The sequence below is a fragment of the Polaribacter sp. YIW18 genome, assembly GCF_057219325.1.
The window spans coordinates 227,705-245,666 of record NZ_JBXVVE010000002.1; the positions used below are offsets into that span (position 1 = coordinate 227,705).

Consider the following 17,962-nt stretch of genomic DNA (forward strand, 5'->3'; position numbering starts at 1 on the left):
AAATCCTTACATAAACAAAAGTAATTATTTTTTATTTTGATATGTATTAATTAACAATCAATTAATCATAATTTAATACTTTAGCTTAAAATTTCTTTGAATGATTTATATTGAACAAATAGGTAAATATTTTATGATGCTAGGGCGCGTTTTTACAAAACCACAAAAGCCAAAAATATTTTACGAAGCCTTAATGAAAGAAATAGAAGATTTGGGCATCAAATCTTTAGGAATTATTATGTTTATTTCCTTTTTTATAGGGGGTGTTATTGCTTTACAAACAGCTTTAAATTTAGACAGTCCTTTTATACCCGATTCTTTAATAGGTTTTGCAGCAAAAAGATCTATTATTTTAGAATTTGCTCCTACATTTTGCTCTATTATTTTAGCAGGCAAAGTAGGTTCTTATATTACTTCAAGTATTGGTACTATGAGGGTTACAGAACAAATTGATGCTCTAGAAGTAATGGGGATAAACTCCATAAATTTTTTAGTATTACCTAAAGTTATTGCAGCATTATTCTTTTATCCTTTTTTAATTGCTGTAGCCATGGCTTTAGGTATTTTTGGTGGATGGCTAGCAGGAGTTCTTTCGGGTTTATTTACAGGTACAGATTATATTATAGGCATACAAACAGATTTTAAACCTTTTTTAATTGTATATGCTTTGATAAAAACACTGGTTTTTTCTTTTTTAATTACTACGGTTCCTTCTTATCATGGTTATTTTGTAAAAGGAGGCTCTATTGCAGTGGGAAAAGCCAGTACACAGGCTGTAGTTTGGACAACTATTCTAATAGTAATTGCCAATTATATATTAACACAATTACTACTAACATAACAATATGATAGAAGTTAAAGATTTACATAAAGGGTTTAACGGCACAGAAGTTTTAAAAGGAATTACGGCTACATTTTTACCAGGAAAAACAAATTTAATAATCGGTCAAAGTGGTTCTGGGAAAACTGTTTTCTTAAAATCGTTAATAGGCTTACACAAACCAGAAAAAGGAACTGTTTCTTTTGATGGCAAAATAAATACTCATTTTACCGATGCCGAAAAACAACAATGGAGGCAGGAAATAGGAATGGTTTTTCAAGGAAGTGCTTTATTTGATTCTCAAACAGTAGAAGAAAATGTAATGTTTCCATTAAAAATGTTTACCAAAAAAACAAAAGAAGAAATGTTAGAGCGTGTTAATTTTGTTTTAAACAGAGTTAATTTAGAAAATTCTAATGATAAATTACCAGCAGAATTATCTGGAGGAATGCAAAAAAGAGTTGCCATTGCAAGAGCTATTGTAATGAATCCAAAATATTTATTTTGTGATGAACCCAACTCTGGTTTAGATCCTCAAACTGCCATTGTAATAGATAAATTAATACAAGAAATTACAGACGAATACCAAATTACAACCGTAATTAATACCCATGATATGAATTCTGTAATAGAAATTGGAGAAAAAATAATTTTTTTAAGCAAAGGAAAAAAAGAGTGGGAAGGTAGTAGTGAAGACATTTTTTCTACTGATAATGAAGCTGTTGTAGACTTTGTGTATTCTTCTAATTTATTAAAAAAAGTAAGAGAAGTTTATTTAAAAGAAACAAAATAAAAAATAGGTTTGTTTTTTATAAAATAACTCATATATTTGCACCCGCTTAAACGAAAAAAAATGACCTGGTAGCTCAGTTGGTAGAGCATCTCCCTTTTAAGGAGAGGGTCCTGGGTTCGAGCCCCAGCCCGGTCACAGAAAAAGTTCCATACAAATCGTATGGAACTTTTTTATTTTAACAATACTCCAACATAATTCATTCGTTTTCTAAGTAATTTTGTACTATAATAGCAGTTAACTATGTACAAAATATACATTTTACTTTTTTCAATTTTATTTTTTATGAAGGATTCTAATCTCATACTTTTCGATTTTAATACAAAAAGCAATATTTCTAATTGGAGAGTGGTAGATGATGTTGTTATGGGAGGACGATCTAATGGAAATTTTAGGTTAAATAAAAATGGTCATGCAGAATTTTACGGAGACGTATCTTTAGAAAATAGTGGAGGGTTTTCTTCTGTTCGTTATCGTTTTGAATCCATACAAACTTTAAATTCTAAAGAAATTGTTATAAGGTTAAAAGGTGATGGTAAAAAATATCAATTTAGAGTTAAAGACAAATCAAATAATAACTATTCTTATATTTCAACATTTACAACTTCAGGTAACTGGGAAAACATCACAATTCAACTTTCAGAAATGTATCCTGCTTTTAGAGGAAGAAAATTAAATATGGATAATTTTTCTGCTGAAAGTATAGAACAAATTGCTTTTTTAATCGGAAACAAAAAACAACAGCACTTTAAATTAGAAATTGATAAAATTTTTTTTCAGTAAATAGTATTGTTGTCTTTTCAATTAACTTTTTTTGGTATCTTTCCTACTTTCTAATTTTTTATGTATGGAAAAAGATATTCAAAAAAATGTAGGGCCTCATTCGCAAGAAAACACAAAGCAAAATGTTCAAAAAGATGCTATTGGACTTATACACAGTATTAAAAAGTTTTTACTAGAACTTTTCGATTTTAGAGATGATACAGATCACGAAGCCACTTTAGATGCCATAAAAGCTGATATTCCTTTTAAAGGCGCTACCGCTTGGATTCTTATTTTTGCTGTTTTTGTGGCCTCTGTTGGTTTAAATGCAAATTCTACAGCTGTTGTTATTGGAGCCATGTTAATATCTCCTTTAATGGGGCCTATTTTGGGGTTAGGTATGTCTTTTGCTTTAAATGATATAGAAACTTTTAAAAAGTCTCTCGTCAACTTAGGTACTATGATTGGGCTAAGTTTATTCGCCTCTTTTTTATTCTTTTATTTTTTTCCATTAAGTCAAGATAATTCGGAATTATTAGGTAGAGTTAGCCCAGATATACGTGATGTTTTAATTGCGTTTTTTGGAGGGTTGGCACTAATGGTTGCCAGAACTAAAAAAGGTACTATTGCTTCTGTAATTTTTGGTGTAGCTATTGCTACCGCTTTAATGCCACCTTTATGTACGGCAGGTTATGGGTTAGCCAAAGGAAATTTTCCATACTTTTTGGGTGCTATGTATTTGTTTACCATTAATACAATTTTTATAGCATTAGCCACATTTTTAGTTTTAAAATTTTTGCGTTTTCCAATGCATAAATATGCAAATGCAGCCAAAAGAAAACGCTCATCTACAATTGCTACTTTAATAGGTATCGCTGTAATGATTCCTGCTATTTTTACTTTTGTAAATGTTTTCAATGAAAACCAAATGAATACGCAGATTAATTATTTTATTAAAAATGAAATAAAAAATAATAAATCGTTACAATTAATAGATTGGGATAAGGACATAGAAAAGAAAGAAATTTATGTAAACTTTTTTAATGAAATTACAGAAGCAACAGAAAACGATTTAAAAAATGAGCTTTCTAATAGTAGAGATTACCCTAATTTAGTTGGTTTTAATTTGAGTATTAAAGGAAGTGATACCAAAAGTTTTGAGTTGATCACTACAGCTTATAAAGAAAAGCGTGCAGAACTTCAAGAGAGTAAAAATATTATTGCAGGTTTGCAAAAGCAGATTACAGAATTACAACAAACAATTTCTAGTTTAAATAACAGAATAGAGCAAGATGCTTTAAATAAAAATCAAAAAGTGGTGGCTTTTAGTAGAATTGCGAAAGAATCCAAAATAAGATATGTAAATATCGAAAAAATTGGTTTTGCAAACGTTTTATCGTCTAAAGACTTTATTAAAATAGATACCATACCAGTTGCCACTATAAAGTGGAACGCTAAATTGCATGATAGTATTATTTTACCCAAAGAAAAGGAATTAAGAACGTGGTTGCAAAGAGAAATGGAGCTAGATACTTTGTTTATAAAACGAGAAAAATAATAAAATACGCTGTCTGAAAAGAAAAAAAAAATCAGTTTGTTAGGTTTATTTTGATTATCGGTAAGTTAAAGTATTGATAATCATTTGTATATTTTATTTTTTTAGAAAGTTTTTTTTTCATATTTTTTTTAAAAAGCTTCCTGATCAAAAAGAGTTACTTCTACATTTTGATTGAAAAGGTATACTTTTTTATTTTTAATATTTAAACATTCGTAACGAGTTCTGCGTTTGTTTCCTCTTTTGTAAACGATGTTTTTAAAAGTAAAAAGACTCCCAAAAGGAATGTCGAAAACAAAATATTTACCAGCTGCAGCTTCATTACCTTTTAGAGCTAAAGATAACTTTACATCTGCGTCTGTACTTGCTTTTGGGTTTTTTAAATAATTGGCTAAATAAGGCAGTATTTCTTTCGGATAAATTTCTGGATGCAAAAAAGGCAACATTAAATGTTGAAAAATAGCTTTCCACTCTTTACCATGAGGCTGTACTCTTCCAAATTTTTGATGTGTAACATGATGTGCAATTTCGTGCACTAAGGTTAATAGAAATTGATGTTGATTCAAATTATTATTTACTGTAATTTGAAATTTTCCATCAGGTAATTGCCTAAAATCGCCATGTTTTGTTTGCCTTTGATTTACAATTTTAAGTGTAAAGTTGTGCTCATCAATTAAAAATTGAACAAATGGAATGGCTTTAGAAGGGATAAAATTATTATAATCCAATTATTTCGTCAAACTGATTAAGGAGTAGAACTTGAAACCTGCAATACTTTTCCGTTATAAAATTTGTTACCAGTGGTAGCAAAATTAAATAGATAATCTGCCATTTCTTTAGCAGAAAGTGGTGCTTCATATCCAGGAAAAGCCTCTTCTAACATTTCTGTTTGTACAGCACCTAAAGCCAACACATTAAATGCAATTTCTTGCTCTTTGTATTCTTCTGCTAATAATTCAGATAGTGTTATAACAGCTCCTTTTGCAGAACTATAAGCTGCTAATCCAGGAAATTTCATGCTACCTTGTATGCCTCCCATAGAACTTACAGTAACTACATGGCTTCCTTTAGATAGATACGGAATTAATATTTGTATGGTTTCTGCCACTGCAAAAACATTTACTTTATATACTTCTAAAAAATCTTGAGAAGTCAAATCTGTAAATGGTTTATTTATCAATTTACCTGCGTTATTCACTATAATATCTACTTTTTTCCAATTGGTATCTACAAAATCTTTCACCTTTTGTAAGTCATCAGTATTTGAAATATCTACAGATATCACTTTTATATTTTTATGATTAACTTTCTCTAAAGGTTGGGTATTTCTAGAAATAGCTAAAACATTGTGTCCTTCCTCTGCAAATTGTTTTGCTAGTTCAAAACCAATTCCTCTACTTGTTCCAGTAATAACTACATTTTTCATTTTTTAAATTTTAAGCTACCAAATTAGGTATTTTTTCATACATTTAAAGATAAAATAACTACAAATGAACAAATTATTATTACTTTTTATTACCGTTTTTATATTGCAAACTTCGAATGCGCAAACTACTTACATTTTATGCGGAAAATTGGTAGATACCAAACTAGGTAAAATAGAAAGTAAAAAAACAATATTTGTAAAAGAAAATAAAATCATCGCTGTTAAAGATGGTTATATTATGCCAAAAGGTGGTACAGTTATCGATTTAAGAGACAAGGTAGTAATGCCCGGTTTGATAGATTTTCATGTGCATATTGAGCAAGAATTTGATAGAAATACAAGACTAAATAAATATATTTTAAACGAAGCAGATGTTGCTTTTAACTCAGTAGGTTTTGCAAAAACTACTCTGTTAAATGGTTTTACAACTGTAAGAGATTTAGGAGGAACAGGTGTAAATATTTCTATAAGAAATGCTATTAATGCAGGTAAAATTCCTGGACCTAGAGTTTTTACTGCTGGTAAATCTTTGGCAACTACAGGCGGTCATGCAGATCCAACAAATGGCAGTAGTAGAGTATTAATTGGCAATCCAGGCCCTAAAGAAGGTGTTGTAAACTCTATAGAAGACGCAAAAAAAGCAGTAAGACAGCGTTATAAAAATGGCGCAGACTGTATAAAAATAACTGCAACTGGTGGCGTTTTAAGTGTTGCAAAATCAGGAGACAACCCACAGTTTACAATTGAAGAAGTAAGAGCTATTTGCGAAACTGCCAAAGATTATGGAATGCATGTTGCAGCACACGCACATGGTGATGAAGGAATGCAAAGAGCCATTGTTGGAGGTGTAAAAACGATAGAACATGGTACGTATATGAGTGATGAAACCATGGAATTGATGAAAAAACACGATGCTTATTTAGTACCTACAATTACAGCAGGTAAAGAAGTAGAAGAAAAAGCAAAAATTGATGGTTTTTATCCTGAAATTGTAGTGCCGAAAGCTTTGGCTGTTGGGCCACAAATACAAGGAACTTTTGCAAAAGCATATAAAAAAGGAGTGGGAATTGCCTTTGGTACAGATGCTGGTGTTTTTAAACACGGTAACAATGGTAAAGAGTTTGGTTTTATGGTAGAAGCTGGCATGCCAGCAATGAAAACCATACAATCTGCTACAATAACCAATGCTACGTTGCTTAAAATGGAAACCGAATTAGGGCAAATTCAAAAAGGTTTTTTTGCAGATATTATTGCTGTAGATGATGATCCTACCAAAAATATTGCAACTATGGAAAACGTTGTTTTTGTAATGAAAAATGGTGTGGTTTATAAAAAATAGTATTTAAAAAGTACGAATTGAATAGATTTTACTAATCAAAAGTAATGTGCTGATAAGCACCAATATCTGGAGCTGTAGTTCTATCAACACCTAAAATATCCAGGGTAAAAGGGCTTGCAATGGCTTTGTTAATTGCGCTGCTTTGTTCACCAATAATAAAATCGTTTTTTTGAGTATCTCTAAAATTGGCAATACCATTTAAAATGATGTTACTGTAATTAGGGTTGTTGTCAAAGTCAACTTCAAAAACATCTTCAAAAGAATTACTGCTGTCATTAAATTTAATCATACAATTTTTTATGCTGTAATTAAACAAACCACCACCATCAACTTTATCTACTAAAAACTCAATATTGTTATTGCCTTCAAAAATACAATTTGTAAAATTAGCAGCTTTTAAATCTCTTGTTTCAATAATCTCTTGACCAGCATCATTATTGTATATAAAAAAGTTATTAATTACTACAGCAGGTAATTGTCTAATACCATTGTTCCAGTAATTGGCAAAAGTACTGTGTGTAAAATTGTAAGTCCCTCCAATTGTAGCTGCTAAAGAAGCTTCACCAGCACTTCCAATAACCACATTATAAGCTTCTATGTTTGTTTCTCTTGCCAAAACACCAAAATTTGTTTGGTTATAAATTTCTGTGTTTTGTAGTTTTAAAGTTGGAGTACTAGTGCTACCAATGCTATCAATTAAAATACCTATAATACCGTTTTTTATTTGTGCATGATGAATTTCGTTGTCCCTACTTCCTGCACGCATCCAAATTGTTCCCCATTGACCAGGAATTTCACTAAAAGAATTTTCTAATCGATCTCCTTCAAAAGTAACTTTTTCAGACAATGTTCCGTTTACTTTTAACGTAGCTTTATCATCTACAATTAAACCAGAATTGTCATGAAAATGAACTCTAGAACCAGCTTCAATAGTTAAGGTTTTATTGGCGGGTACCGCTGCATAACCATAAATAACAGTGGGTTTTGTATTGGTAAAAGTCAATTCTGTATCTTCTAAAAAACGCCCTTTAATGCTTGTGGGTTGCCCATCTAGGGTCAGGCTATCTATTTTCATAGAAATAGGGTCTTTACCAGGAAAAATAAAATTAGCATCTTCTACCAAGGTTACCAAATCTACATCTTGTTGGTTGTTGCCAGTATCAAATAAAATTCTGTCTATATATAGAGGACTACTTTGGTTTTCAACATTGACAGTAGTTTCTATAAAAACAAAAATACTATCTTTTGCAAGGATATCTATATTGCTAAAATCTTTACCAGGAATACCATCTACATTTAAACGGTAGTTAGATGAGGTACCATTTTCTAACTGAATTTTAGGAATGGTAATCGCATTATTACTTCTATTATATACTTTTAAATTGTAAGTGGCAGAACCAATATTGGTAAAAATAGTATCTAAAAAAACAGTGTCTTTAGAAAATTCTAACGTGCCAAAATTAGGAATGGTAGAAAAATCTTTTCTACAAGAACTGATAGAAATTAAAGCACAACAAATTAAAAAAGTAAATAATTGCTTCATAGATTTTATATTTCTTTTAAATAGAAGTAAAAATAAAACTTATAAATGAGTTTATTATTGCTTTATCAATTCAATTTCGAATAATTTACCCCAGTTTTTACCAGTAACAAACAACCTGTTGTTTTCCGCATCAAAAGCAATACCGTTTAAAACTTCATCATTAGCAACTAATTTTTGCGTTTTTTTCATTTCGGCTTCTAAGCCTTTTAGGTTAATCAACCCTTCCACAACACCTGTTTTTGGGTTGATAATTGCAATAATTGGTTTTTGATAGTAATTTGCAAATAATTTTCCGTTAATAAACTCTAGTTCGTTTAACTGCGTTAACGCTCTATCATGAGCATATGCTTGGATAAAGTACTTTTCTTCTAAAGTTTTTTTATCTAGAAACCAAATCTTGTTAGTTCCGTCAGATTTTATCAATTCACTTTCGTTTTGTGTTAAACCCCAACCTTCTTTACTTTTATTATAGCTAAATTCTTTTTCTTTTTTAAAAGTCTCTAAATCGTAAACAAAACCTTTTTTAGATTGCCAAGTAAGCCAAATAATTTTATCTTTTATAATGGTCATTCCTTCACCAAAATATTGGTTGTCTAAATCTATTTTCTGTAAAACTTTCCCTGTTTTTATGTCTATTTTTCTTAAAGAAGATTTTCCTCTACGTCCTGTAGTTTCATATAAATAGCCCCTGTAATACTCCAATCCTTGTGTGTATGCTTTGGTATCATGCGGATATTCATTTACAATTTTATATTTATAAAAATCGGGTTTTGTATCTGCAAAAACCTCTAAAAAAGCATTTTTCTTTTTCGTTTTCCCATCAAAAAAAGCCAACCCATTAATAGCATGTTTACCCACACCAAGATCGTTGGTATTCAGGGTTAAGGTATTGCCATTACTAGATACCTCTTTGCCATTTACATAAAACTGAACTTTCTCAATTTCTTTGCCTTCTTTTTCAACCATTTTTAAAGTAATGGTTTGGTTTAGCGTGGCTTTTTCTGGCTTTTCTATAGAAAATTTATATGCGTCTGCGCAAGAAATAGTGGTTAATAGAATTGCTAAAAAGTAAAATAGAATAGAAAGCTTCTTCATTATAAATGTAAATTTCGGTTTTTTGGAATGTAAATATTCAAAAAAAAGACAACACCAAGCAACTTTTAAGTGCTAAAAGGACTTGTTTTCTATTAAAAATAACAATATTGCAAATAAAAACAATTTATTTATTTGTAAATTAAAAAATAAGGTTAAATTTGCATCCTCAAAATAGTTAGTTAACAGCTATTTAGATTTTAGAGTAAAACCTTACCAACTTTACTCATACAAACATAATATTAAAGTATTAAATATATTCAAAATGAAGAAAGGAATTCATCCAGAAAATTATAGAATCATTGCTTTTAAAGACATGTCTAATGGCGATGTATTTTTAACACGTTCTACTGCAAACACTAAAGAAACTTTAGAAGTAGATGGTACAGAGTATCCTTTAGTAAAATTAGAGATTTCTAGAACATCTCATCCATTTTACACTGGTAAATCTAAGCTTATCGATGCTGCAGGACGTATTGACAAGTTTAAAAACAAATACGCAAAATTCAAGAAATAATTTTTCTAGAATTTTAAACATATTTAAAACTCCAACATTTATTTGTTGGAGTTTTTTTGTGCGTTCCCTTTCAGGTCGTGCTTTTCATTATATCTTTTTTTCATGCTTCAAAAAAGGATGTCATTTCAATCACTAACGCAATTTTTTGCCAACGAAATTTAAATTTTTGAGCGGAATGAGTTATTTTTAAACTTTATTTTATGTATTATTTTCATGAGAAACACAATTGTTGAAATTTTAATAATAATAACAATTTCATGTGGAGTATTAGTTTATATTATTTCGCAAATGGGTACTTATCTTTTACTATCTAATTCTGTTATTTTAGCTTTTGTAGTTCTAAGAGGTAGTTTTCAAACCCAAACTATTTGTTAAAAGATTTTCCTTTAGAAGCTAGGTTAAGGTGATTTTTTGAAGAAGAAATAGATGAGATTCAGCAATGTTTTATAGAAGGTAATTAAACAAAAGCCACAATACTATAGAAAATGGAAATGTGATGTAATAATCTACATAATTAGATAAAGACACCATTACTATTGCTATAAAACACTATGAATATAAAAAAGAAAAATCTAGTTGTTAATAATTAATATGATAAAACTCTAAATTGTTAAAGAAATTTTGGTGACAATGGGTTTCAATGCTATTTGCAATATACGAGTAAATTAGGTTTTTAGAAAAAGAAAAGACGAAGTAGTAATTAGTTTAGAAGACGTTTATTTATAAAAAGAATTTATGATATATGATGTAGTAATAATAGGAGGAGGGCCCATAGGAATTGCTTGTGGTTTAGAAGCACAAAAAAAAGGACTCAGCTATTTGATTTTAGAGAAAGGACCCATTGTAAATTCGCTTTACAATTACCCAGTAAATATGCAATTTTTCTCGTCTTCTGAACGCTTAGAAATTGATGAAATTCCCTTTATTAGTAAAGAAGCAAAGCCTAGTAGAATTGAAGCTTTAGAATATTATAGAAGAATTGCAACATCTAATAATTTAAATATTCATTTGTTTGAAAAAGTAGAAAATGTTGCTAAAAACGACGATTTTTTTTCTGTAAAAACTTCAAAAGACACCTATCAAGCAAAAAATGTAATTGTAGCCACTGGTTTTTACGACATCCCAAATAAATTAGGTATTCCTGGAGAGGAACTGGCAAAAGTAGCACATTATTACAAAGATCCTCATTTTTATGCTGGTCAAAAAGTAGCTGTGGTGGGTGCTAGTAATTCTGCCATAGATGCAGCTTTAGAATGTTGGCGAAAAGGAGCAGAGGTTACTTTGATTATTAGAGGAAAATCTGTAGGGGATCGTGTAAAATATTGGGTAAGACCAGACGTCATCAATAGAATTGAAGAAGGCAGTATAAAAGCGTACTACAATGCAAATATTACCCAAATTACAGCAACCACTTTAGATATTAAAACAGACCAAAAAGAAATAACCATTGTCAACGATTTTGTATTGGCACTTATTGGTTACAGACCCAACTTTACTTTTTTAGAAAAAATGGGCATTCGTTTGTCTGATAACGAAAAAAGAATACCAAGTTATCATGAGGAAACCATGGAAACCAATGTGAAAGGCATTTTTTTAGCAGGTGTTATTTGTGGAGGTATGGAAACTCATAAATGGTTTATAGAAAATTCTAGAATTCACGCAAAAATGATTGTAAAAACGATTCTAGAAAATCAGAATTAATAATAGTAATGGAGTAGCATTCCCACAAAAGTAGCAATTGAGATTTTTTTATGTATGAACCCAAAAATCAAAAGAAACAAAAAACCTTGGCCTACTAAAGATGCCATGACTCAAATTTACGAGCAGCATCTTTGGGGCACCAACCATCAACCATTTTATTCTGGTGAAGGTTCTCACAACCCAACCCTTGTAAAACCTTATTTACAAGTAGTACAAGCTTTTTTAAAATCTTTTAAGGCTCCCATTTCTGTTTGCGATTTAGGTTGTGGTGATTTTAATATTGGCAAAGAATTGGTAAAATACAGCCAAAAATATATAGGTGTAGATATTGTAGAAAGTTTAATTGATTACAATACAAAGCATTTTAAAGCCAGTAATTTAGCATTTCTATGTTTGGACATTGCAAAAGATGACTTACCCAAAGCAGACGTAGTTATTGTAAGACAAGTATTGCAACATCTCTCCAATATAGAAATTACAGCTATACTAGAAAAACTTACACAATACAAATACATTTTACTTACAGAACATTTACCCAATGGTACTTTTGCCCCCAATAAAGATATTATTTCTGGACAAGGCATACGCATTAAAAAACAAAGCGGATTGAACATTTTAAAACAACCTTTTAATTTTCAAATAATGGCTAAAAAAGGTGTTTTAACTACAACCTTGTATCAGGTTTTTTAGTTTTTTTTTGGAATTAGCAATGGTTTATGTATGAGTAAAGTGCGTTCTAAGTAAGTAAAAAAAAAGCCAATTTATGAAAGCCTACGAGAACTTTTATAAATTGGCTTTACATAGCCATTTTTTATATGTTGTTATGCTACGTTTTATTTTATTAAAAATATCTTGAAATACTTAATACATACACAATAACTAATATTATAATATTTTTATTGGTTGTTCAATAGTTCATTTAATCTGCTAAACTAGTTTAGTTTTATTAAAATGGCTTATGAGATTGTTTAAAAATAAATTTGTTATTATCTAATTTATCAAATTTTATATACTTGCCATCATCTAAATTTAGAGGAAAACTATTCTTTAACTGATTAATAACTAAATGAATATCATTTCTATCAGTTAACATACAAAAACTTTTGATGCCAACAGCTAAAATTAAACAAAAGGGGGTTTTTTTAAAGATTTCACTCTTGTGTTTGTGAGGTTTATTTAGACGAAATATGTCAATCTGTCCTGCCGTTGTGTTGTACGTTAAACCTTCACCTTTATATAATACGCAATCATTAATAAAAAGCGAGACTGTATCTTTTTTAGTTAAATTATGAAGCTCGATATTCAGATATACTTCTTTGTCACTAATTTTTTCATTTTGAGATTCAGTTGGCTGTCCCGATTTCGTAAAATTTTCATTTACATTTTCAGGACTTTTGTTGTTAATTTTTTTTTAAAATCAATTGGAGCTAATTGCTCATTGTTTTGATCGTCATTTAATGTAGAGTCAGTATCGCAATTGGTAAATGAGATACTAATACCTAGAATAAATAAATAGAAAAAATTCATTTTTAAAGTTTTCATATTATAAGTTTTAATTGCTCCATTAAGGTCTTGAGCTGTTAGATTTCGACCTTTAATCAGCTTTCATTGTTCACTTTCAGAGAGTCAAGTTACATTCTTCTTTTAAATTCTGTAAGTCAGATGGCTATTAAATTGCTCTTTTCAGTTCTCAAATGGCTACCAACTAAAACTTTATAAACAAATAAAAAGTTATTCTATATTATCTATAAAGTTTGTTGTCTTTTCTATTGTAAAAATAAATACTAAAAACGATGTTGTCAATCCCTGAATTCAGGGATATTTGGGCATCCCTGAATCCAGGGATATTTATCACTGAATTCAGGGATATGAAGTTTTTAAAAACCTGACAATCAATGTATTGTATTTTGGTGTTTTTTGTGCAAAAAAAGAAGGTTTAAAAAATGAAAAAGCGAGCAAAAGAAATTTTAGCTACTAGTGTAGCTACCTTAACATCTATTGTAGTTTTGCTGAAATTAAATGAGATGAAGCGAAAGTTGGTAAAAAGTAATGTCTCTATACTTCTTAGCATACAAGTAAGAAAAATACTTTAGGGTTAAGTATAGACCAAATTATTTAATTTTTCTGTTTTACTGGAAATTATCAATTTTAAAAATACAGCAACTTTCCAAATATATTTCAAATTTATTAATTAAATAATTATCAATAAATTGTATATTTTATTGCTATACATTCCGAGTTGTTCAGCTCATTTAATCACTACAAAATATAAAATTATACCAGGAATTAACATCATTGTAATGTAAATTAAACGAGTATTAACAAAATATAAAAAATGTGTCCATATCCAATTGTACCATTTTACTTTATAATAGTCAGGAAATTTTATTCTGAATTTGTTATTGTCTATTGGGTAGTGGTTTTCATAGCGTCGTAATATATTTTGATATTCCTTTTGAAGTTTATTGCAAAACTTCATTTTGTCTTCTTCAGAAGCATTTTCTTCATAGGACTTATAATTTTGAAGTTCATTATATAAGTCAGCTAAGTCCAATGCGCAATCATGAAAATTTTTAGCTTTTACAGGATAGTTTTGTGCATTTTCTATTAATGAAAAAACTAATACTAAAATAGACAAGGTTGTTATAGTAAATGCTATTACATTCTCATCAATCGCATTTGGATTATATAAATTATAAACAGAAACTAATCCAAAAATTATCAGGTAAGCAGAAAGAAAACTTATACTCAATGTTGAATATTTTGCGATTGTTTTTAATCTAGTATCAGCTTCAAATCGAGTTCCTTTAGTAGACCAAATTTTATGTTTTAGTTCTTCAAGAAACCCTTTATCTAAATGTTTCTTTCCTTTTTCTTTTTCAAAATTTTTTGTCATTAGCTATGTTTTTTTTTTTTTAATGTTAAAACTTATATTCCAATTTCAATAACACAAACCTTGGCAATAATCTATATTCAGTCGTTGATAATCCAATATCATTGACTGAAAAATTTCTAAATCTTTCGGTATTGAACAAGTTTTTGCCAGTAATTCCTAAAGTCAGTTTATTTTCGATGAGTTTGTACCTCGCATCAAAGTCCAAAAAATAATAAGTATTATCGCTTTGTAAATTTCCGAAATAATAACGTTCTGATTGTATTTGAACATCGAACTTTTTATCAAATACAAAAGATAAATCAAGAAAACTTACGTTGTCTGTAAACGAATTGCTAATAGTTGTTTCTATTTCGGTTGTTGTCCATTTAATACCAATATGGAAGTTAAAAACACTTTTAAAACCAGAACGTAGTTCTAAACCATAATTATAATTATTAGAGGATACTAGTCTTAAGTTAGTGTTGTTTACAATATTTTTAAACTCACTTTTGGTATAACCTAAATCTAACTTTAAGTTTGACGATATTAATTTTAAATAATAATCCAATTTAGAATTTATGCTTATAAACTCACGGTCTTTAATCAATATTTTCTCTGCTTGAGTGAAATTTTGTTCAATGGCAGTATTTGTTGAAAAGAAGTCGTGATTTTTGTTATACAGTATAAATGTGTTGGCAAAAAAGCGGTCGCTCCAGTTACCAAGTTGGTAGTTAAAAACCAAAACCGAAGCATCTAATTGATTAAAATCTCCTGTTCCTTTGGCAAATGAGCGAAAACCTGTAAGCACAAAATCACTAAATACGTCTTGTACTCTTGCATTTGTTGTATTGTAGGAATACGATGATGTAATTTTGTTTTTATCATTTATTTTCCAATCAAAACCTAAACTTGGATTGATAAAAAAGGGATTTTGAGTACTGCCGAAGTTATTGTTTTCTAAACGGTTAAAAAGTTGATGAATATATAGTTTAGCTACAATACCAAAATCTTTCATTTTTAATCTGTACTTGCCTTTAACGAATAAGTTGTTGACTTGATAATTTGTTTCGTTTTGATAACCGCTTGGCTTTTCTAAAACGATATTATTCTCTAAAAGTGAAAATGTAGATTGTAATTTATCTTTTCTAAACTCGTTACCTAACTGTAATTCTAATAGGTGTCCATTGTCCTTGCGGTCTAATAAATGTATATTTAACCCTGCAAATTGCATTTGATTAGTGCTTTGTTGACTTACATTGTTTGCAGTAGTATTTGAAGGAAATAAATCTTGATAAAAAAAATGATTTATATTATAGTTTTGAGGTGTTTTTTCATCGATAAAACGACCTGTTAGCAAAAATACTTTTTTGTCTTTGAATTTATTGGTGTAGTTTATTTTTTGGTCGAAAAGTGTGTTTTGGTGTTGTAAATTTTCAATGGTGGAATTACCATTAAAGAATAAATCAGAATTATCATTAAAATATCCGTTATTATATTTGGTGGTAGCCTCCAGCATTTTAGTTTTAGAAATGTTGTACGTAAAATCTAGTTTACCAAAAGCAACTCTATTTTTATTTCTTAGTTCAAGTTTTTGATTATTGGTGAAATTTGTTCCATTAACATCTGTAACATCAATGCTATTTCTAAAAAAGTCTGTTTCGTCCCAATTAAAAAAAATTAAGGTTTTGATTTTTAACTTTTCGGTAGGATTAAAAATAGCATTTAATGATACTAATTCCGCATTATTAAAATTGGTTCTGTTTTGATTGAAATTGAGACTCTCTGGCGTCAGGTTTAGTAACGAATTTACACTTTGGTTGTCGCCAATACTTGCAGGTTCGTTAATGCGAAACGGTCTTACTAAATTTTCAATATCGCCCGTAGCATTGTAACCGATATTATTAAGATTAGTCAAAAAGTAGTATTTATTCTTTTTACCAAAATTCATTAAGTTCCCTTTTAGTTGATAAAAATTGTCATTACCAATACTAGTTTCAATATAACCAAACCAAATACGCTTGGATTTTTCATCAAGTTTTAAGTTTAAAGCTACTTTACCGCTTTCCTCAACTCCTTTGAGTAATCTATTGTTAGAATAGTTTTTTAAAACTTCAACTTCTTCTATTGGATAAGCAGGCATATTTTTGGAAAGGATTTTGTAACCCTTTTCAAAAAGGTCATCGCCATCTACCATTAATTTTTCAATTTCTTGATTACCTATCTTTATCGTTCCTTCACTATCAATTTGTAAACCTGGTATTTTTTGCAGTAATTGTTCTACTGTTTGTTCTGAGCCATCAGTAAAATATTTTGTTTTAAACTTGATAGTATCTTTTTTTATAGAAAAAGGTCGTTCAGCTTGTATAATTACTTCATCTAAATCCATTGTTTTCTCCTCCAAGAAAACATCTATTTTTTTTTGATTTTGCTTTGCTTTAATCTCAAAATCAATACTTTTAGTTGAATACCCTAAATGATTAAACTTCAAATTAAATTTACCTAAATTTTGTGTCTTAATTTTGTATGACCCGTCAACAGAAGTAAAAGTGTAGTCAATAATTTTAGATTTTGTTATATCTGTAAGGACTACACTTACTTGTTTGATATTGAGACTGTCAGAACTATAAACTTTACCACTAATTGTAATTTGCCCAAATGATTTTAAAGAAAAAATAATTGATATTGCGAAAAGGCTAATCCTTGATTTCTTCTTCATATTCTAATTCAATTGCATTTGATTTCACATCTGATATTTTCATTTTTGAACCACGGGGAAGCTTTGAACTGAATAATTTCATAACTTCTCCAACTTGTTCGTTTTGCAATTTCACATATTCTTTTAATGAAATCTTGTCGTAATTATTGTTAAATTGAAAAAATATATCTGCTTTAGAATTTGTAACATTTGGTATTTTAATTTTTCTTACATAAAACATAACTTCATTTTTATCATCTGAAATGTTTAAAATTAAACCAGGCAAACCATTTAATTTCCAAGGACCATATTTTATAGGGATTTCATTAGTAAACCAAGCAGTATATTTTCGTCCTCTAAATAAACCTTCTGCTTTTTGAGCTTTAAAACCACTTATTGTTTTAAATTCTTGTGTAATACTCCAATCTATTTTTTTAACTTTTTCCTCTACTATGTATGTTTTTTGTTTGCCATCTCGGAATAAAGAAACTTGACTTTGAATAGTGTCTTTTCTAAAATCTGTTAAAACAATATATTTGCTCCCATTAAATTTTACATCAAATGATAAATCAAATTCATCATCAGAGCTTGGCTTTAGATTGGTAGACTCTTTTTGTTTTGGTGTGTCATCCAAAAATACAGAAAAATTGAGTGTTATATATAAACTGAACATAGTTATTTGAGGCTCGTTGTCAAAATTTAGAATACGCTCGTAAGTGACCTTTCCATAATTTTCATCTTCTTTAGATTGAGCAATTAAGTACGAATTCTGTAATAAAAACAGAATTACAATTAATGATATATTTTTCATTTCTATTTGATTTATTAATACCCTGCATATATATGC

Annotated in this window: 15 protein-coding genes and 1 tRNA gene; 9 read left to right on the top strand and 7 right to left on the bottom strand. The window is 29.2% G+C overall.

Annotated features, from left to right (window positions below; genetic code table 11):
* The first annotated feature begins 100 nt into the window (after positions 1 to 100).
* The 5 genes from AC2D6T_RS03235 to AC2D6T_RS03255 all read left to right on the top strand — a co-directional run bounded on the left by AC2D6T_RS03235 (position 101) and on the right by AC2D6T_RS03255 (position 3,930).
* On the top strand, positions 101 to 841 hold the full coding sequence (locus AC2D6T_RS03235; RefSeq protein ID WP_298947838.1) for an MlaE family ABC transporter permease: 741 nt from the start codon (positions 101 to 103) through the stop codon (positions 839 to 841).
* A 4-nt stretch (positions 842 to 845) separates the two neighbouring features.
* On the top strand, positions 846 to 1,613 hold the full coding sequence (locus tag AC2D6T_RS03240) for an ABC transporter ATP-binding protein (RefSeq protein ID WP_298947836.1): 768 nt from the start codon (positions 846 to 848) through the stop codon (positions 1,611 to 1,613).
* 62 nt (positions 1,614 to 1,675) lie between these two features.
* Positions 1,676 to 1,748 (top strand) — tRNA-Lys (locus tag AC2D6T_RS03245).
* A 147-nt stretch (positions 1,749 to 1,895) separates the two neighbouring features.
* Positions 1,896 to 2,393: a CIA30 family protein gene (locus tag AC2D6T_RS03250; protein WP_484680427.1), complete on the top strand. Its 498-nt coding sequence runs from the start codon at positions 1,896 to 1,898 to the stop codon at positions 2,391 to 2,393.
* A 64-nt stretch (positions 2,394 to 2,457) separates the two neighbouring features.
* Positions 2,458 to 3,930 carry a DUF389 domain-containing protein gene (locus tag AC2D6T_RS03255; RefSeq protein ID WP_484680428.1) on the top strand — a complete coding sequence of 491 codons (1,473 nt, stop codon included), beginning with the start codon at positions 2,458 to 2,460 and terminating at the stop codon, positions 3,928 to 3,930.
* A gap of 128 nt (positions 3,931 to 4,058) precedes the next feature.
* On the opposite strand, the gene AC2D6T_RS03260 is transcribed toward AC2D6T_RS03255, so the two are convergent.
* Both AC2D6T_RS03260 and AC2D6T_RS03265 read right to left on the bottom strand, forming a co-directional pair.
* A complete protein-coding gene (locus tag AC2D6T_RS03260) occupies positions 4,059 to 4,655 on the bottom strand; it encodes a SprT-like domain-containing protein (RefSeq protein ID WP_484680429.1) in 597 nt (198 codons plus the stop codon).
* Between the two features lie 17 nt (positions 4,656 to 4,672).
* Positions 4,673 to 5,353, bottom strand: a complete 681-nt coding sequence (locus tag AC2D6T_RS03265) for an SDR family NAD(P)-dependent oxidoreductase (RefSeq protein WP_484680430.1) — start codon at positions 5,351 to 5,353, stop codon at positions 4,673 to 4,675.
* 64 nt (positions 5,354 to 5,417) lie between these two features.
* Here AC2D6T_RS03265 and AC2D6T_RS03270 point away from each other — a divergent pair, with 64 nt between their 5' ends.
* On the top strand, positions 5,418 to 6,692 hold the full coding sequence (locus tag AC2D6T_RS03270; RefSeq protein WP_484680431.1) for a metal-dependent hydrolase family protein: 1,275 nt from the start codon (positions 5,418 to 5,420) through the stop codon (positions 6,690 to 6,692).
* Positions 6,693 to 6,723: 31 nt separating this feature from the next.
* Here AC2D6T_RS03270 and AC2D6T_RS03275 read toward each other — a convergent pair whose 3' ends face one another.
* Positions 6,724 to 8,235, bottom strand: coding sequence for a hypothetical protein (locus tag AC2D6T_RS03275; RefSeq protein ID WP_484680432.1), 1,512 nt, complete (start codon positions 8,233 to 8,235; stop codon positions 6,724 to 6,726).
* Positions 8,236 to 8,289: 54 nt separating this feature from the next.
* Positions 8,290 to 9,330, bottom strand: a complete 1,041-nt coding sequence (locus AC2D6T_RS03280) for a glutaminyl-peptide cyclotransferase (RefSeq protein ID WP_484680433.1) — start codon at positions 9,328 to 9,330, stop codon at positions 8,290 to 8,292.
* A gap of 262 nt (positions 9,331 to 9,592) precedes the next feature.
* Here AC2D6T_RS03280 and AC2D6T_RS03285 point away from each other — a divergent pair, with 262 nt between their 5' ends.
* From AC2D6T_RS03285 to AC2D6T_RS03295, 3 genes are all read left to right on the top strand, one after another.
* The gene (locus AC2D6T_RS03285; RefSeq protein ID WP_347186600.1) at positions 9,593 to 9,844 is read left to right on the top strand and encodes a type B 50S ribosomal protein L31; all 252 of its coding nucleotides are present in this window, start codon (positions 9,593 to 9,595) and stop codon (positions 9,842 to 9,844) included.
* Positions 9,845 to 10,579: 735 nt separating this feature from the next.
* Entirely contained in the window at positions 10,580 to 11,545 is a 966-nt protein-coding gene (locus AC2D6T_RS03290) for a YpdA family putative bacillithiol disulfide reductase (protein WP_484680434.1), read from the top strand.
* 54 nt (positions 11,546 to 11,599) lie between these two features.
* Entirely contained in the window at positions 11,600 to 12,235 is a 636-nt protein-coding gene (locus tag AC2D6T_RS03295; protein ID WP_484680435.1) for a class I SAM-dependent methyltransferase, read from the top strand.
* 1,558 nt (positions 12,236 to 13,793) lie between these two features.
* Here AC2D6T_RS03295 and AC2D6T_RS03300 read toward each other — a convergent pair.
* From AC2D6T_RS03300 to AC2D6T_RS03310, 3 genes are read right to left on the bottom strand one after another with little or no spacing between them, the layout of a single operon-like run.
* Positions 13,794 to 14,441 (bottom strand): SLATT domain-containing protein, encoded by a 648-nt coding sequence (locus AC2D6T_RS03300; RefSeq protein WP_484680436.1) that lies wholly within the window; start codon positions 14,439 to 14,441, stop codon positions 13,794 to 13,796.
* Between the two features lie 25 nt (positions 14,442 to 14,466).
* A complete protein-coding gene (locus AC2D6T_RS03305) occupies positions 14,467 to 17,136 on the bottom strand; it encodes a carboxypeptidase-like regulatory domain-containing protein (RefSeq protein ID WP_484680437.1) in 2,670 nt (889 codons plus the stop codon).
* The gene (locus AC2D6T_RS03310) at positions 17,114 to 17,926 is read right to left on the bottom strand and encodes a GLPGLI family protein (protein WP_484680438.1); all 813 of its coding nucleotides are present in this window, start codon (positions 17,924 to 17,926) and stop codon (positions 17,114 to 17,116) included. Before AC2D6T_RS03310 ends, AC2D6T_RS03305 begins: the two co-directional genes overlap by 23 nt.
* Between the last annotated feature and the right edge of the window lie 36 nt (positions 17,927 to 17,962).

Excerpts from the sequence above, each read along its gene's own strand:
- AC2D6T_RS03310 (WP_484680438.1), bottom strand. The coding sequence starts at position 17,926 with ATGAAAAATATATCATTAATTGTAATTCTGTTTTTATTACAGAATTCG.
- AC2D6T_RS03255 (WP_484680428.1), top strand. The coding sequence starts at position 2,458 with ATGGAAAAAGATATTCAAAAAAATGTAGGGCCTCATTCGCAAGAAAAC.
- AC2D6T_RS03290 (WP_484680434.1), top strand. The coding sequence starts at position 10,580 with ATGATATATGATGTAGTAATAATAGGAGGAGGGCCCATAGGAATTGCT.
- AC2D6T_RS03300 (WP_484680436.1), bottom strand. The coding sequence starts at position 14,441 with ATGACAAAAAATTTTGAAAAAGAAAAAGGAAAGAAACATTTAGATAAA.
- AC2D6T_RS03265 (WP_484680430.1), bottom strand. The coding sequence starts at position 5,353 with ATGAAAAATGTAGTTATTACTGGAACAAGTAGAGGAATTGGTTTTGAA.
- AC2D6T_RS03250 (WP_484680427.1), top strand. The coding sequence starts at position 1,896 with ATGAAGGATTCTAATCTCATACTTTTCGATTTTAATACAAAAAGCAAT.
- AC2D6T_RS03305 (WP_484680437.1), bottom strand. The coding sequence starts at position 17,136 with ATGAAGAAGAAATCAAGGATTAGCCTTTTCGCAATATCAATTATTTTT.
- AC2D6T_RS03280 (WP_484680433.1), bottom strand. The coding sequence starts at position 9,330 with ATGAAGAAGCTTTCTATTCTATTTTACTTTTTAGCAATTCTATTAACC.
- AC2D6T_RS03275 (WP_484680432.1), bottom strand. The coding sequence starts at position 8,235 with ATGAAGCAATTATTTACTTTTTTAATTTGTTGTGCTTTAATTTCTATC.
- AC2D6T_RS03285 (WP_347186600.1), top strand. The coding sequence starts at position 9,593 with ATGAAGAAAGGAATTCATCCAGAAAATTATAGAATCATTGCTTTTAAA.
- AC2D6T_RS03270 (WP_484680431.1), top strand. The coding sequence starts at position 5,418 with ATGAACAAATTATTATTACTTTTTATTACCGTTTTTATATTGCAAACT.
- AC2D6T_RS03240 (WP_298947836.1), top strand. The coding sequence starts at position 846 with ATGATAGAAGTTAAAGATTTACATAAAGGGTTTAACGGCACAGAAGTT.
- AC2D6T_RS03295 (WP_484680435.1), top strand. The coding sequence starts at position 11,600 with ATGAACCCAAAAATCAAAAGAAACAAAAAACCTTGGCCTACTAAAGAT.
- AC2D6T_RS03235 (WP_298947838.1), top strand. The coding sequence starts at position 101 with ATGATTTATATTGAACAAATAGGTAAATATTTTATGATGCTAGGGCGC.